Consider the following 16,127-nt stretch of genomic DNA (forward strand, 5'->3'; position numbering starts at 1 on the left):
CCCCTAAACAATACAAAGAGTTACAATTGTGAATAAACACCAACATAATTAATAACTCTAAACTAAAGTATACAAGCTCATTGTCAAATTTGTTATGCTTATTCTAACGACTAATCTTATAATTTTGTAGAGAAAACAAAGAATGTTATAAGCTATTATGATTAAGATAGGCTGGTTACTGACATCACACAAGTTACTTACACACCCCGCCATAAACAGTAACGAATAATTAACGAATATTAATTTATAATCGATGAGACGTACTTATTGCTTAAGAGCCCAAGATTAAACCTCCTCAATAGGATCGCTAAAGAAGCTTCCCTGTCCAGCACTTACCCCTAATATTTTTAATGTCTGCCACTCCTCAAAAGATTCAACTCCTTCAGCAAAGACCTGTACACCAGTACGATATAACCCACCAATCAAACTGCGGACAAACAATTGATTTTCTTGCCTAAGGTGGATCTGACGAACAATGGATCTATGCAATTTAATGAAATCAAAATGATACTCTTTTATATATTGTGTGCTTACGACTTGTTGACCGACACGATCTACGCATAGGCTTGCGCCCATCTTTCTGATCATATCGAGCCTTGATGCTAATTGTTCTGTGTGATGAATCACGATGTCTTCATTTATCTCAAAAATAAATCGAGGCGTCAGATGACGGTATTCGAGTAATGTGGTTTTTAGCCAGCGAATGAAAGCCCGACTCATCAAGGTGTCTAAGCTTAAATTAACGCTATACTTAGTCGTGGTATCATTGGAATTACCTAAGAGATCAAATAATACAGCCTCTATCACTTGCCGCTCGAACTGAGGCGTTAGACCGCACTTAATCGCCATAGGGATATATAGTGTCGCTCGAATTAAGTTGTTCTGATTGTCCCTGATTCTACTCGATATCTCCAGATGATGAGTCTCCATATCGCTATCAACAACAGGCTGAGAGAAAATCACTAGACGCCTATTCACAAGTGCATATTCAAGGAAGCTTCGCCAACGAACAGAGCCTTTGGCAAACTCTTCATCCACAGCTCCTTTATCATACATAAACCAGCCACTATTACCTTGGAATTGCGCAGCTCTGAGTGCACGCTCTGCCTCATCTATTAGCTGCTCCTTGGTCTCACCAACTTTAAAATATGCTGCGCCTATATGATAAAAATCATCACTACTAACTCCATCGGGGAGTTGATGGTTTAAACACACTTTTAATAGTTTAGCCGCGAGTTTCTCTACATCTTTAAGAGAAATTTGGGGGACTACAATCGCAAACTGATTGTAAGAACGACGTGAAAAGATGCTATTAGCTTGACTATCTAATATGTGATTAATATCGTGAATCGTCTGCAGTAATATCTCATCGATAAGCTCATCACCTACCTCCTGTAACAAGAGGTCGAGATCCTCCATCTCCAGCAGAAAAAGCACTCCCGGCGCCATCATACCGCTATCATTACTTAATGCATCTAAGCGGTTTTTCAAAAATAGTCTATTACCAATGCCAGTTTCCGGATCGAGAAAAGTATTTGAACGGATAAATTGATCAAATCTAGCTCTCTGTTTTTGTGCATCATCTAACTCCAACAGCATATGTGTCAGTGCCCTATTAATCATTCTAGGCTTACCCTGACCTTTCTCCGCTAATGCTCGTTCATATTCATTATTGAGAATTAATTTACTGCGAACGGCAAGATCTTCGATCCCTTCAAGCTGTGTAGAGAGCCAAAGGTAACCGGAGCGAACGAACAGGATAATAACCACAGTTCCGGTTAAAAAAACAATCAGAGCATACCAACTAAAACGATACATTTTAAAAGGCTGAGGCAGTTTCATCGACAGGTTTAGACCCTTATGGGGGCTGAGCAACTTTTCATAATAAACGAAGCCAGAGCTTGCCTTACCTGAGCTATATTCATAAAGCGTCTTGTTGCCATCTTTTAATACTAAATGAGTCACGTTATAGGCAGAGAGTATGGGGGGAAGCCAAGAATCCAGAACGACTGAAGTGCCATCATGATCAAAATGATGAACTAGCATCGCCTCAAGTTCAGTCACCTTTTGCTGTTGAAATGTAGAGGTTAACTGCGCAAAACTGATCAATGCTGTCAGTAAAAAAATAAAAGCTACAGCTGCTAATGAGAAGAGCCAGAAGCTAGTCAGTTTATTTGTTAAGAGTCGAGTTAGTTTCATTATCCGCTTCCTGCAGGATTTTATTATTAATAAGATAGGTAACCCTGAAAAGCAGAGTCTATACGAATAGAACCCAAATTATACCAATCGGTATTAGGCCAAACTTTAAAATTAAACCATACAAACAAATAACGGCATCTACAATAATAATTTAGTACTAAACCGAAAGTAATAAGCTTACAAAGTGTTCAAAACTAAAAAGGGCCTCAAGGCCCTTTTAAAAAATCTTCACTCTCATTTCTAAATCAGTCTAACTCAAATAATTTTCAGGTAAAGACTGGATAGAGGCAACTCCAGAATCAATTGCAGCTTGCGCAACAGCTCTAGCGACATTCGATAATAGACGTGGATCCATAGGCTTAGGGATCACATATTCAGGGCCAAACTTTAATTCAGTAATACCAGGATAAGCAGCAAGTACTGAGGCTGGTACCTCCTCTCGAGCGAGTTCAGCAATGGCATATACTGCAGCAACCTTCATCTCATCATTGATTTGCGAAGCTCGAACATCGAGAGCACCACGGAAAATAAACGGGAAACAAAGTACGTTGTTAACTTGGTTTGGGTAATCACTGCGACCCGTTCCCATGATCAAATCTTTGCGAACCTCATGAGCAATTTCTGGCTTAATCTCGGGATCTGGATTTGAGCAAGCAAAAACCACCGGATTATCCGCCATCAAAGCAATATCTTCAGCACTCAACACATCAGGCCCCGATAGACCTAAGAATGCATCAGCCCCTTTAATCACATCTTGCAGCGTACGTTTATCGGTATTATTCGCAAATAATGCCTTGTACTCATTAATGTCATCACGTCGAGTGTGGATCACTCCTTTTCGATCTAACATGTAAACGTTTTCACGCTGCACCCCACACTTAACCAGCATGGTCATACAAGCGATAGCGGCTGCACCAGCTCCCATACAGACGAAGATAGCCTCTTCAATCTTCTTACCTTGAATCTCAAGCGCATTGATCATGCCCGCTGTTGTCACAATCGCGGTACCATGTTGATCATCATGAAAAACGGGAACGTTACAACGCTCAATAAGCGCTTTTTCGATCTCAAAACATTCAGGCGCTTTGATATCTTCCAAGTTAATACCACCAAAGGTATCGGCAATCGCCTCTACAGTATTGATAAACTCTTCAGAAGTACGATGTTTCACTTCAATATCTGTCGCATCTATGTTAGCAAAATGCTTAAACAGCAGTGCCTTACCTTCCATTACAGGCTTGGATGCCAATGGCCCTAAATTTCCTAACCCTAAAATAGCAGTACCATTAGAGATAACAGCAACCGTGTTCCCTTTAGCCGTATAACGATATGCATTATCAGGGTTTGCAGCGATTTCACGCACAGGCTCGGCAACTCCAGGGCTATAGGCTAATGCTAAATCCATACTCGTTTCAGCAGGTTTTGTCAGGCAAACGGCTGTTTTTCCTGGCACTGGAAACTCATGGTAATCGAGGGCTTGTTGGCGAAAATCTGACATCTTTTATAATCCTGAAAATGCGGCAAATAAACTGTTATGAAGGTCTATGGTTCTACACTCTTTTAATTGTTAATAACTTAAAAGTAGGGATGACCAATTGTGGCTACGATACTCGAAATATCACACTTTTCAAACAAGATATTAGGTAAATTCAACTAAACTCAGGGATTTATTGGCAAAGGGGTATTTTACAAACTTATCTCCAGCTTTAAGAAGTAAATCTGAGCAATTTTTTGTAGGAATAATACGACAAACAGAAGGTTATCTGTGGATATAAGAGAGTTAATTGTAAAAATATTGCTAAACTTACTAAAAGCCTCTTTAAAAGCTATTTTAATAAATCTTTTCAATCTAATTTAGATTAATTCCTCTCAATCTGCTTCATTTGAGCAGATAACACATTTCGACGACTGAAATATAATTAGATAGAGTAAAAATGAACAACAAAAAGACGCCATATAGGCGCCTTTTAAAATTCAATTTAGAAGAATTATTTAAGTAATAATTACTTCTTACCAAGTGCACCAAAGCGCTTGTTGAACTTGTCGATACGTCCACCAGTGTCAACAATTTTCTGTGTACCAGTGTAGAATGGGTGACATGCACCACATACGTCCAAGTGCAGAGACTTACCTGCAGTTGAATTTACTTTGATAATGTTACCACAAGTACATGTTGCAGTGATTTCTGCGTATTCAGGATGAATGCCTGTTTTCATTGGGATTACCTCTAGTTGAAGGCCATGTCGCTCTTCCAACCCGAAGTCGGACACCACATGAAGTTAATAAATTATTTAGGCGCAGAATAGTATAGTAACTAAGCAAGGGTTACAAGAAAAATATACACTCAGAAATTAGCGATAGCATTTACTACAACTTCACGCTTTACACACCCGCCGAATTGTCAGATTAATCTAATAGTGCTTGATACTTACGTTGTGCAACTTGACTGTCTCTGTATTTGTCTTTAACCAGCTTAGATGGGCACAACAGCTGAGCTCCCTCTTTTAAACTACTTATATTCTTGCTATTAAATGCCTTTGGGTTTGCCTCGTATATCGCTACGACACTGCCTTGAGTCGTCATCTCCCACTCTTTGCTATATTGAAGTGCAATTCGCCAGAGAGTTTGCCCAGGGAGTGAATCCAATAAGCAATTATGATCAGCCAAAATCTCGTCAGGTGTAGACGTTTGTCGCAGTACAAGACCCTTCTCCACCATTTTTACCTCGCTTTTTAATACCACAGGTTTAGCTTTAGCAATGACAGATGATACGTCACCACTAAATAGGGAAAAACGCTTTACCTCGCGCCATTTATTCACTCTATACTCTTGAATAACTAAAATAGCTGATGGATCATTTACATCCTCAACGCCACTCAAGAGTAATAAAAATTTATTAATCGGCTTGACCATCAACTTCTCTTCATTATCACCTTGGCGAACAATAAACTGCGTCTTATTATAGTTATCACTATCGGCAACTATATTCATTCTAAACTTAGGATATTCGCCTAATGTGAATAACTGCTGATTAATACTGACATGGGTAATTTGCGCGTAAGCATCACGGCTAACCAGTGTGTAACTACCTAATACGAGCATAAACATCACCGCTATCTTCACTGTTATTGCCATAACAAGCCTCTTATGAAATTAGTATTGTTCTTGGTATCGAACCGGTTTAACCCCGATTTATCGATGAACATAGATTGAATGTTACTCTTAGGATCTAACGAGATTTCCACCAAAACTCAGTATACGTAAACCTCTTAATATAAATACTATTAAAGAGTAGCCCTTAACCTATAGGCTGAGTACACTAGCAACTATATTTTTATAGAGTTTACCGCCAATATGTCCCTGTTTGTCGAGGTTGCCCTGCCAGTACCTATGCGGCAAACCTTCAGCTATAAAGTACCCGAAACGCTCACTGTAATGCCTAAAAAAGGGATGCGAGTCAAAGTCCCTTTCGGTCGACAACAATTAATAGGTCTTATTACTGACACATCTGATACCTGCAATTTAGCACCAAATCAGATTAAGCCTCTTATAGAGATACTCGATAACGAGCCACTTCTGCCCGACTCACTCTATAAACTAACAGCTTGGGCTGCAAGGTACTACTTCTGTAGTCTAGGACAAATGATGTCTCAAGCCTTGCCTGTTGCATTACGTAAAGGGGCTGAGGTATTGGCAGACACCAGTACATTTTGGCAAGTGACCCCTACGGGGCGAGAAGCCTCTCTCGACAGCGTTAAGCGTGCTCCAGCACAGAGAAAAGTACTGGAATTGTTACAGAAATCAGAGCTGTCTCAAGAAGAAGTTATTAACCTCAACTTAAGTAAGTCCGCCCTCAAAGCACTTCAGGACAGAGAATGGATTACCAAAGATGAGCGCGTCAATAAGATTGACCTGTCATGGCGTGAGCATCTTGAATTAGGTGAAGAGCCGTTAACCTTAAATCCAGAACAAGCTATTGCCGTCGCAATGCTCAACCAACAAACAGGTTACCACTGCACTCTCCTCGAAGGCATAACCGGTTCAGGCAAAACTGAAGTCTATTTGGCGCTGTTAGAAACAGTACTGAAACAGGGAAAACAGGCATTAGTCTTAGTCCCTGAGATTGGATTAACCCCGCAAACTATTAGTCGATTCAAAAGCCGATTTAAAGTGACGGTAGCTGTGATCCACTCAGGACTGACGGATAACCAGCGACTTGTCGCCTGGCGCCAAGCCCGTACTGGCGAAGCCGCTATCATCATTGGAACACGTTCAGCGTTATTTACCCCAATGGCATTTCCCGGCACGATCATTCTCGATGAAGAACATGATTCAAGCTTCAAACAACAAGAGGGCGTGGGCTATCACGCCCGTGATCTTGCCGTAATGCGCGGCCACTTAGAGAATATTCCAGTCCTACTTGGCACCGCGACCCCTTCATTAGAAAGCTTACAAAATGCCCTTAGTGGTCGCTATAAACATCTTGAACTGGGTCAGCGGGCTGGTAATGCAGAGAAGGTACGCCAAGGGATCATAGATATTAGCAATCAGCCCTTAAAGACTGGATTATCTCATGCTCTTCTCAATGAGATGCGTATTCACCTCGATGCAGGCAATCAGGTTTTACTGTTTCTCAACCGCAGAGGATTTGCCCCCGCCCTTCTATGCCATGAATGTGGACATCTGCACGAGTGCGATCGCTGTGATGCCTTCTTTACAGTACATCAATCACTAGGCGAAATCCGCTGCCACCACTGTGGTAACCACTACGCAATCCCGAAACAGTGTCATAGCTGTGGTAGCACCATGTTAATGGGGCAAGGCGTAGGCACTGAGCAACTAGCGGCAGTATTGGAAAAAGAATTCCCAAAATATCCTGTGGTGCGTATCGATCGTGACACGACCAGTCGCAAAGGCGCACTCGAAAGTCATCTCAATGCGATTCATAAGGGGGAATATAAGATATTAGTTGGCACACAAATGCTGGCTAAAGGACACCACTTCCCTGATGTCACTTTAGTGGGCTTGTTAGATGTAGATGGCGCCCTGTTTAGTGCTGACTTCAGAGCGCCCGAACGTTTCGGACAGCTCTATACTCAAGTATCTGGCCGTGCAGGCCGAGCCAGAAAGCCCGGCACTGTATTGATGCAAACCCACCAAGCCGATAATGCCATCCTACGTGAGCTAATGCATAAGGGCTATGGCGAATTTGCCCGAGGTCAGCTCAACGAGCGCAAGCAAGCTCTACTTCCACCCGCTTGGAATATGCTATTACTGCGCGCTGAGGCAAATCAAGCCATAGATGCCGATAACTTCCTCTCCAGCGTAGCCGCACTATTGCCGCAAAATGAAGAGTGTGAAGTCATAGGGCCAATGCCAGCACCAATGGACAAAAAAGCAGGCAAGTATCGGCGTCATCTGATATTTCAGACTAAATCGCGTCAACAATTGCAGCAAGCATTCGAGATTGCCTTGCCACAGATAGAAGCCCTACCATTGGCTAAACGCTGTCGCTGGAGTATTGATAGAGACCCACAAGACCTGCTCTAATGATGCAATCATACTTCAACGTTTTTGATGCCTGCTGAGTACTCAACAGGCATCGAAACAGTCAATAGTTTTCAGTTATTATTAAATTTTCGCTAAAAATCGAATAAATATGGTTTTGATGATAGCAATTAGCTACGACAAGCGGCTAAAATATGCGGTTATCCCTAATTCTTTTCATCATTAGTAAGTGTCAATAAACGCCAATGAAATCACATATTCAATCTTTGCTCGTCCAAGCCCTAGATGTCCTTAAACAACAACAGGTTATTCCAACTGATTTTGAGGCTCGTATTCAGGTCGACCGAACAAAAGATAAAACTCACGGTGATTTTGCAACAAATCTGGCTATGATGCTGACTAAAGTTGCGCGGAAAAACCCGAGAGAAATCGCTCAACTCATCATAGATAGCTTACCTGAAGATAGCCAAGTATCGAAAGTTGAGATCGCAGGCCCTGGTTTTATCAACTTTTTCATCGATGATAACGCCTTAGCAAATCAGCTTATGGCCGCGCTTAATGACGACCGCCTCGGTATTGCTTTACCTGAAGCCCAAACCATTGTCGTCGATTACTCTTCGCCAAACCTAGCTAAAGAGATGCACGTAGGACACCTGCGCTCAACCGTCATTGGTGACAGTGTGGTTCGCGCTCTTGAATTCCAAGGTCACAAAGTGGTCCGTCAAAACCACGTAGGCGATTGGGGTACCCAATTTGGTATGCTACTGGCTTATATGGAGGAACTACGAGCTCAGAATGGTGAGCAGACTCAGATGGAACTGTCTGATCTTGAAACCTTCTACCGCGCCGCTAAAGTTCGCTTCGATGAGTCGGAAGAGTTCGCTATTCGAGCCCGTAAACTCGTAGTAAAACTTCAGTCAGGTGACGAATACTGCAACACACTATGGCGTGAGTTTAACGACATATCACTGAGCCATTGCCACGACGTATATGAGCGTTTAGGTGTAAGCCTAACTCGCGCCGATGTTCGTGGTGAAAGTACTTATAACGACGATTTAGCCCAAGTAGTTATCGATCTGGATACCCAAGGGTTATTGTCTGAAAGCAATGGCGCTAAAGTAGTATTCCAAGACGAATTTAAAAATAAAGAAGGTGATCCTCTTCCTGTCATCATTCAAAAAGCAGACGGTGGCTACTTATACGCAACCAGCGATCTAGCCGCCATGCGTTACCGTGCCAATGTGTTGAAAGCCGATCGTGTGCTTTACTTTGTCGACCTACGTCAGGCTCTGCACTTCCAGCAAGTATTTAACCTTGCCCATAAAGCGCACTTTATTGATGACAGCATAAGCCTTGAACATATGGGCTTCGGCACCATGAATGGGGCTGATGGCCGTCCATTTAAGACGCGTTCAGGTGGTGTGGTTAAGTTAGTCGATCTACTTTCTGAAGCCGACACCCGTGCACTCGAACTTGTGCGCAGTAAGAACCCAGATATGGATGAAGCCGAACTGGTTAAGATAGCCAAAGTCGTCGGCATCAGTTCAGTAAAATATGCTGATCTATCTAAAAACCGTGCCAGTGACTACATCTTTAGTTTTGAGCAGATGTTGAGCTTTGAAGGTAACACGGCCCCTTACCTACTTTATGCATACACACGCGTTGCAGGTATTTTTAAACGTGCAGCAGATGTTGACCTAACTGGTGCCACTATTAAGTTAGATCATGATAAAGAGAAAGAGCTAGGCACTAAGCTTGCTCAATTTGGTGAAGTCATTTCACGCATGGTTTCTAAAGGTCAGCCTCATGCTTTATGTGGCTATCTCTTCGAGCTTGCTGGCGCATTCTCAAGCTTCTATGAGGCCTGTCCTGTACTGGCTGCCGATAACGAAGAGCAGAAGAAGAGCCGTTTGTTACTGGCTAAGCTCACTGCTAAGACACTAAAGCAGGGCTTGAACCTACTCGGTATTGAAACTCTAGAACGCATGTAACCTAATATAAACGGCTAATACCGAGGCCTAGTCTCGGTATTTTAGTTTATCGGGAAAGAAACACACGTACGGACTTTAAAAACGGTATATTAATTCAATGAGCAATCGCGACTACGCCAATAGAAAACCAACTAAAGGCAAGGCAAAATCGACACGTAGAAAGAGCCAAGCGCCCGCTCCAAGACGCTTTCCCTTGCTCTTATTATTTGTCACTATCAGCCTTGTTGGTGGATTTAGCTACTTCTTATGGAATATCAACAACAGTAGTGCGGGCAATACAGAGCTGGTCGTTGTAGATAAACCTAACAAGGCTGTAGTAAAAAAGGATCCAAACGCACTTCCTCCTATGCCTAAGGAAGAATGGACCTACCAACAAGAGTTAGAAAACAAAAAAGTTGAAGTCGATATTCCTGATCCTGAAAATGCAAAACCATCACGTCCTTATCAGATGCAATGTGGCTCTTTTAGAACCCTCTCTCAAGCCGAAGAGATGAAAGCCGTTATCGCTTTCCAAGGTCTATCCGCCAATATCAGAAAAGTGAAAGGCACGACAGGCGATTGGCATAAGGTAAGCCTTGGTCCGTACGATAACAAACGCCAGGTTGAAAGAGAACGACACGTGTTGCAAAAAGCAGGCATTAATGGCTGCATCATCCTATTTTGGCAAGGGCTTTAGCGCTGAACTGAGCGCTCAAAATCAACCTAAAGATGCCCTAGATAACGCGATTTAATCACTTCGAGGGCCTTCTTTTCATTACTTATCCTTGATATTTTACTCCTCCCCCCCCATATCTCTGGTATCACCCACTGACGAGCTTTATTCGTCAGTTTGAGAAGAGGATTCATTCGTGACCACAATAGTATCAGTTCGCCGTAACAACCAGGTCGTTATCGCTGGTGATGGCCAAGTATCCCTTGGTAATACAGTGATGAAAGGTAATGCAAAGAAAGTCCGTCGCCTTTACCATAATAAGGTATTGGCAGGTTTTGCAGGCAGCACCGCCGATGCTTTCACACTCTTCGAACGTTTCGAAGCAAAGCTAGAGATGCATCAAGGTCACCTGATGAGAGCAGCCGTCGAATTGGCAAAGGATTGGCGCAGCGATAAAATGCTGCGAAAATTAGAAGCCTTACTCGCCGTAGCTGATGATACCTGTTCATTGATCATTACTGGTAACGGCGATGTCGTTCAACCAGAAAACGATCTCATTGCTATCGGTTCTGGTGGCAACTATGCCCAGTCTGCCGCAACAGCTCTGCTTGAAAATACTGAATTGAGTGCTTTAGAGATAGCGGAAAAATCGCTAACCATTGCTGGTGATATCTGCGTGTTCACCAACCAGTTCAAAACCATCGAAGAATTAAATTATTAAGTTTAAGCCTAGATTAAGCTTAAGCTCAAACTGATGCTAATGCATGAGGAAAGAATATGTCTGAAATGACTCCCCGTGAGATTGTCCATGAGTTAGACACTCACATCATAGGCCAGCATAATGCGAAACGTTCAGTGGCAATTGCCCTGCGAAATAGATGGCGTCGTATGCAACTTGATGCAGATTTTCGTCAAGAAGTGACGCCAAAAAATATCTTAATGATCGGTCCAACTGGTGTAGGTAAAACTGAGATAGCTCGACGTCTAGCTAAGTTAGCAAAAGCACCGTTTATTAAAGTCGAAGCGACTAAGTTCACCGAAGTCGGTTACGTAGGTAAAGAAGTTGAGCAGATCATTCGCGACCTAACCGATTCAGCAGTCAAAATGACTCGTGAAGAGCAGATGAAGAAATGTAAATTCAGAGCTGAAGAAGCTGCTGAAGAACGTATTCTTGATGCTCTTTTGCCTAAACCAAAAGAGGACTGGGATAACGAAACCAAAGATAACTCAGCGACTCGCCAAGTATTTCGTAAGAAACTACGCGAAGGCCAGTTAGACGATAAAGAGATCGAAATAGATATCTCTGCTCCTCAAGTCGGCATAGAGATAATGTCACCTCCAGGCATGGAAGAGATGACTAATCAGCTTCAAAGCATGTTCCAAAATATGGGGCCAGGTGCAAGTAAACGCCGTAAAATGCCAATCAAAGAAGCTTACAAGCTGATGATTGAAGAAGAAGCCGCAAAGCTAGTTAACCAAGATGATCTTAAAGAGCAGGCTATCGAGTTGGTTGAACAGCACGGTATCGTCTTCTTAGATGAGATCGATAAAATTTGTAAGCGTGGTGAATCTTCAGGCCCTGATGTCTCTCGTGAAGGCGTACAGCGCGATCTGCTTCCTCTTGTCGAAGGCTGCACGGTCAATACCAAACACGGCATGGTCAAAACTGATCATATTCTATTTATCGCTTCTGGTGCATTTCAGATGTCTAAGCCATCTGATCTGATCCCAGAGCTTCAGGGACGACTTCCTATCCGCGTGGAGCTCGATGCCTTAACTGCTAATGACTTCAAACGCATCTTAACTGAACCACATGCTTCGCTGACTGAGCAACACATCGCATTAATGGGTACTGAAGGCGTTACAATTGAGTTCACCGAAGATGGTATCGAGAGCATAGCTCAAGCAGCATGGCAGGTGAATGAGCGTACCGAAAATATCGGCGCACGTCGTCTACATACTGTAATGGAAAAGTTGATCGAGGAGCTCTCTTATGAGGCGTCAGATAAATCTGGAAACAGTTACGTTATCGATGCTAAATACGTTAGCAATCATTTAGATAACTTAGTTCAAGATGAAGATCTAAGTCGCTTTATTCTTTAAAGCTGTGGCGATAGCTAAACTAAAACAATGCCGAGTTAAGGAGTGTAAACTGCTAACTCGGCATATATACCCAAGCTACTTGCAACTGCAAGATTCAGTGGGAATTTAATACACTTTAGGCAAGGCATTACTTGTAGCTAATAGTTGTTTTCCTTAGCAAAATTAATAACGCAGAATAAAGTGTATTAAACCCCCTTAGAGAAGGTTTTGCGTAAGCCCACTTCGTTGTTGCATTAGTTTAAAAGGAAACCACCATTCCTACGCTAATGCATCTAGAATTGAACTCGTGCAAAGCCTATGAAACGAGCATTCACAGGTATTTTGGGAATCATTATAGCAATTACGGGTAACCAATATGAGCACCTTTTCTGCTTCACCTATGGTGACAAACCTTAAACTCAAACAAAAATCACGTCTACTCGAGATCAGCTTCGATACCGGAGAAACCCATCAGCTTAGTTGTGAAATGCTGCGCGTTTACTCCCCTTCCGCTGAAGTTCATGGCCACGGCAATCCCGTTTTAGTCACTCATAAAAAAAATGTCAACATTAAAGCATTAGACGCTGTAGGTAACTATGCGGTGAAAATCACCTTCGATGATGGTCATAATACCGGTCTGTTTTCGTGGAAAGTGCTGCATGATCTCGCAACCAACCAAATCGAATTATGGGAAAACTACCTCGCTCGATTGCGTGCAGCTAAAGCCAGTCGCGAGCCTCTCATCGAGATGACGGTTAAATACCATAAATAGTATATAAACGGCGGGTGCAGTCAGGTGTTAATCCTTCTTCTCTAAGGTCAGTTCTAACACCTTGCTATCACCAACAAACCATTTTTGAACATAAATAGTTCCCATAATAGGCGCTTGCCCAGACTCAGGGATCTCTTGATAACGCACGCTATTTTTCGTCTCTTTCTCATACTCAAACTTTACAATCTTAGTTAACATGTTAGCTCTCTTCTTCAAAACATAAGCGATACTGATCAGCATGACAGTGTCAATAATACCAATCGGTATAATAAAACCCCTAATGTAAAAAATCCACTGTATCCAATCACACTAAAAATGCGATTTAATAAACCCCACAAATAAGTATTTACTATCATACGCTTAAGCTTGACCACAACAATAATACACGATTTAAAATTCACTGTATTGTTGCCGAGCTATTCTCTGAAGGACAATCACGTACCAAGATTGCTACAACACTCCAAGTACATCATAAGGCTTCCTCCTTACTCTCCTGAGTTGAATCCCATAGAACAAGTTTGGCAATGGCTTCGGCAACACACGCTAGTAAATTGCTGCTTTAATGGATATGAAGACATCGTCAAACAATGCACGAGAGCTTAGAATGACTTCATCATGGAACCTAAACGTGTTATGAAACTCTGCTCAAGAGAGTGGATAGAATTGGGTACCTTCTAGCAAACTTTTACTATCTCATACCAATCGGTATAATCATCTGGTCAGATTTATCCATGAACGATTGCATAGATTCTTTACAGTATCAATGTCACTAATAAAGCTATTCCAAGCTTGCGTGCATTGCTCGACAATGTCCTCATAATTGGCAAAACACCTATTGGCTAAATGGCGCTGTCTTATCCATCCCCAAACTTGTTCGATAGGATTAAGCTCTGGTGAATAGGGAGGTAGTTTAATCATGGTTAGATTATCGAATTCATCATCTAGATCTTTTGTATGCCAACCGGCACCATCCATGATCACGACAGCGTGGCGATCTGGAAGAGTTGCTTCAGAAATTAACTTTAGGTGTTGCCGCATGAACCTTTTATCTACCCATGGAGTGATCAACGCTTCGGTATTTCCATTCGACGGACATACCGCCCCAAAAACATAAGCGTACTCAAACTGTTGTTGTCGAACGACTCTTGGACGACTTCCTTTTTTTTGCCCATAAGCGTGTCGTCGTGTTTTGTTGCCCTATACGAGCTTCATCTTGAAACCAAACATCAACTTGAGCCAGGGCAATATGACCGGGGATGTTAAGGATCGTTTCCAAGCGGAAGTTTTTTTAAAAGCTTCTTGTGCTTTTTGGGATTGTTTAGGATGTTTTGACCTACTCGTTATCCAAGAAAAACCTAGCCGCTTTAATATTCTATAGACACTTGATGGTTCATAATTGATACCAAAGTGCTGAGAAATATATTCATTAATATCAGCACCCGATAGTCTGCCGCCTTCTTCAGATAAACTTTGCTGCTCAATGAATGTTGCGAGTTGTTTAGATTGAGTCTTGTTTAAAGATGGAGGTCGGCCAGGTGATGTTTTGTGCTCAAGGCCCGCTAAACCGTCGGTTAAGAAATCACTTACCCATTTGTTTACACTGGTACGACTCACCTTAAGAATACTCGTGATCTCAATGCGGTTATGCCCTTCACTGAAATGTGCTAATGCCAAAAGACGGATCCGCTTTTGTGCATTTTTCTCTCGTCGTGCCAGAGAGCGAAAGTCAATGGTATTAAGCATTTCCATATGTAACCTAATCATTAAAATTAACTGTTCAGATTAGATCACATCTTTATACCGATTGGTATCATATCAGCAAGGAGACCCTGACCACCATGGATGGCGGAAATGCAGTAACGGCCACACTGTGCGTTAGCAGCTTCGGACTGTATGTGAAGCAGACATTGCATGCACGTGCTTAAGTAGATAAGCCAACTGACTTCAATCACATTCGACATGGGAAATGAGAATTCAGACTTTTAAAGTCCAAACGCAAAAAAGCCACCTTAATAAGGTGGCTTCTCTACTTAAATAGGCGTCTGGAAATGACCTACTCTCACATGGGGAGACCCCACACTACCATCGGCGCGATTGCGTTTCACTTCTGAGTTCGGGATGGGATCAGGTGGGGCCACAATGCTATGGTTTCCAGACAAATTCTTTATATAAAAAATGGTGCTGATACCCAGAATCGAACTGGGGACCTCATCCTTACCAAGGATGCGCTCTACCGACTGAGCCATATCAGCATCTTTGTTTATATCTATAACCTAGACTTAGGTGATACATTAATATGTAAATCACAGCTAAATTACTTTTAACAAGTGAAAACTACTCTTTACGAGTAAAATAGGCGCCTGGAAATGACCTACTCTCACATGGGGAGACCCCACACTACCATCGGCGCGATTGCGTTTCACTTCTGAGTTCGGGATGGGATCAGGTGGGGCCACAATGCTATGGTTTCCAGACAAATTTGCTATTACTTTCAGCTTTTAAAAAGCTAAAGGTAAATAATTTCGAAAGCTGTTATCTCACATTCGCAAGATAATTAAATAATTGGTTCGACTTAAATCAAGTTCGTATTCTTTTGAAGTAACACCTTAGTGCACTCACTCTCTTAACAAGAGTTAAAACCCATCTGGGTTGTATGGTTAAGCCTCACGAGTCATTAGTACAAGTTAGCTCAACGCCTCACAACGCTTACACACCTTGCCTATCAACGTCCTAGTCTCGAACGGCTCTTTAAAGAGATTTAATCTCTAGGGATGACTCATCTTAGGACTCGCTTCCCGCTTAGATGCTTTCAGCGGTTATCGATTCCGAACGTAGCTACCGGGCAATGCTATTGGCATAACAACCCGAACACCAGCGGTTCGTCCACTCCGGTCCTCTCGTACTAGGAGCAGCTTCCTTCAAT

11 protein-coding genes, 1 tRNA gene, 3 rRNA genes and 2 pseudogenes (1 of these 17 running past the window's edge) are annotated in these 16,127 nt (G+C 42.4%); 7 read left to right on the forward strand and 10 right to left on the reverse strand.

Annotated elements, in window-relative coordinates:
• Positions 1-285 precede the first annotated feature (285 nt).
• From csrD to HWQ47_RS24960, 4 genes are all read right to left on the reverse strand, one after another.
• Complete coding sequence (gene csrD / locus HWQ47_RS24945) at positions 286-2,199, reverse strand: RNase E specificity factor CsrD (protein WP_269968667.1); 1,914 nt, start codon at positions 2,197-2,199, stop codon at positions 286-288.
• A gap of 250 nt (positions 2,200-2,449) precedes the next feature.
• Positions 2,450-3,697 (reverse strand): malic enzyme-like NAD(P)-binding protein, encoded by a 1,248-nt coding sequence (locus HWQ47_RS24950; protein ID WP_269968668.1) that lies wholly within the window; start codon positions 3,695-3,697, stop codon positions 2,450-2,452.
• Positions 3,698-4,202: 505 nt separating this feature from the next.
• On the reverse strand, positions 4,203-4,415 hold the full coding sequence (rpmE, locus tag HWQ47_RS24955; protein WP_235086865.1) for a 50S ribosomal protein L31: 213 nt from the start codon (positions 4,413-4,415) through the stop codon (positions 4,203-4,205).
• A 190-nt stretch (positions 4,416-4,605) separates the two neighbouring features.
• Complete coding sequence (locus HWQ47_RS24960) at positions 4,606-5,334, reverse strand: FimV/HubP family polar landmark protein (RefSeq protein ID WP_269968669.1); 729 nt, start codon at positions 5,332-5,334, stop codon at positions 4,606-4,608.
• 219 nt (positions 5,335-5,553) lie between these two features.
• Between HWQ47_RS24960 and priA the strand changes: the two genes are divergently transcribed.
• The 6 genes from priA (at position 5,554) to HWQ47_RS24990 (ending at position 13,204) form a co-directional block, all read left to right on the forward strand.
• Complete coding sequence (gene priA / locus HWQ47_RS24965; protein WP_269968670.1) at positions 5,554-7,749, forward strand: primosomal protein N'; 2,196 nt, start codon at positions 5,554-5,556, stop codon at positions 7,747-7,749.
• Between the two features lie 203 nt (positions 7,750-7,952).
• The gene (gene argS, locus HWQ47_RS24970) at positions 7,953-9,698 is read left to right on the forward strand and encodes an arginine--tRNA ligase (RefSeq protein ID WP_269968671.1); all 1,746 of its coding nucleotides are present in this window, start codon (positions 7,953-7,955) and stop codon (positions 9,696-9,698) included.
• A gap of 97 nt (positions 9,699-9,795) precedes the next feature.
• A complete protein-coding gene (locus HWQ47_RS24975) occupies positions 9,796-10,374 on the forward strand; it encodes an SPOR domain-containing protein (RefSeq protein WP_269968672.1) in 579 nt (192 codons plus the stop codon).
• A 172-nt stretch (positions 10,375-10,546) separates the two neighbouring features.
• Positions 10,547-11,071, forward strand: a complete 525-nt coding sequence (gene hslV, locus HWQ47_RS24980) for an ATP-dependent protease subunit HslV (RefSeq protein ID WP_269968673.1) — start codon at positions 10,547-10,549, stop codon at positions 11,069-11,071.
• A gap of 56 nt (positions 11,072-11,127) precedes the next feature.
• Complete coding sequence (hslU, locus tag HWQ47_RS24985; RefSeq protein WP_269968674.1) at positions 11,128-12,453, forward strand: ATP-dependent protease ATPase subunit HslU; 1,326 nt, start codon at positions 11,128-11,130, stop codon at positions 12,451-12,453.
• 355 nt (positions 12,454-12,808) lie between these two features.
• A complete protein-coding gene (locus HWQ47_RS24990; RefSeq protein WP_269968675.1) occupies positions 12,809-13,204 on the forward strand; it encodes a DUF971 domain-containing protein in 396 nt (131 codons plus the stop codon).
• Between the two features lie 27 nt (positions 13,205-13,231).
• On the opposite strand, the gene HWQ47_RS24995 is transcribed toward HWQ47_RS24990, so the two are convergent.
• The gene (locus HWQ47_RS24995; protein ID WP_269968676.1) at positions 13,232-13,402 is read right to left on the reverse strand and encodes a hypothetical protein; all 171 of its coding nucleotides are present in this window, start codon (positions 13,400-13,402) and stop codon (positions 13,232-13,234) included.
• 270 nt (positions 13,403-13,672) lie between these two features.
• Between HWQ47_RS24995 and HWQ47_RS25000 the strand changes: the two are divergent.
• A pseudogene (locus tag HWQ47_RS25000) lies at positions 13,673-13,882 on the forward strand (transposase); the annotation flags it as partial.
• A gap of 33 nt (positions 13,883-13,915) precedes the next feature.
• Here the strand turns inward: HWQ47_RS25000 and HWQ47_RS25005 are convergent.
• The 5 genes and pseudogenes from HWQ47_RS25005 to HWQ47_RS25025 all read right to left on the reverse strand — a co-directional run.
• Positions 13,916-14,968: pseudogene (locus HWQ47_RS25005) on the reverse strand (IS630 family transposase).
• A 276-nt stretch (positions 14,969-15,244) separates the two neighbouring features.
• Positions 15,245-15,360, reverse strand: a 5S ribosomal RNA gene (rrf, locus tag HWQ47_RS25010).
• A gap of 20 nt (positions 15,361-15,380) precedes the next feature.
• Positions 15,381-15,456 (reverse strand) — tRNA-Thr (locus HWQ47_RS25015).
• 106 nt (positions 15,457-15,562) lie between these two features.
• A 5S ribosomal RNA gene (gene rrf, locus HWQ47_RS25020) occupies positions 15,563-15,678 on the reverse strand.
• A gap of 179 nt (positions 15,679-15,857) precedes the next feature.
• A 23S ribosomal RNA gene (locus HWQ47_RS25025) occupies positions 15,858-16,127 on the reverse strand; it runs 2,650 nt beyond the window's last position.

This window comes from Shewanella sp. MTB7 (assembly GCF_027571385.1).
Taxonomy (GTDB): Bacteria; Pseudomonadota; Gammaproteobacteria; order Enterobacterales; family Shewanellaceae; genus Shewanella.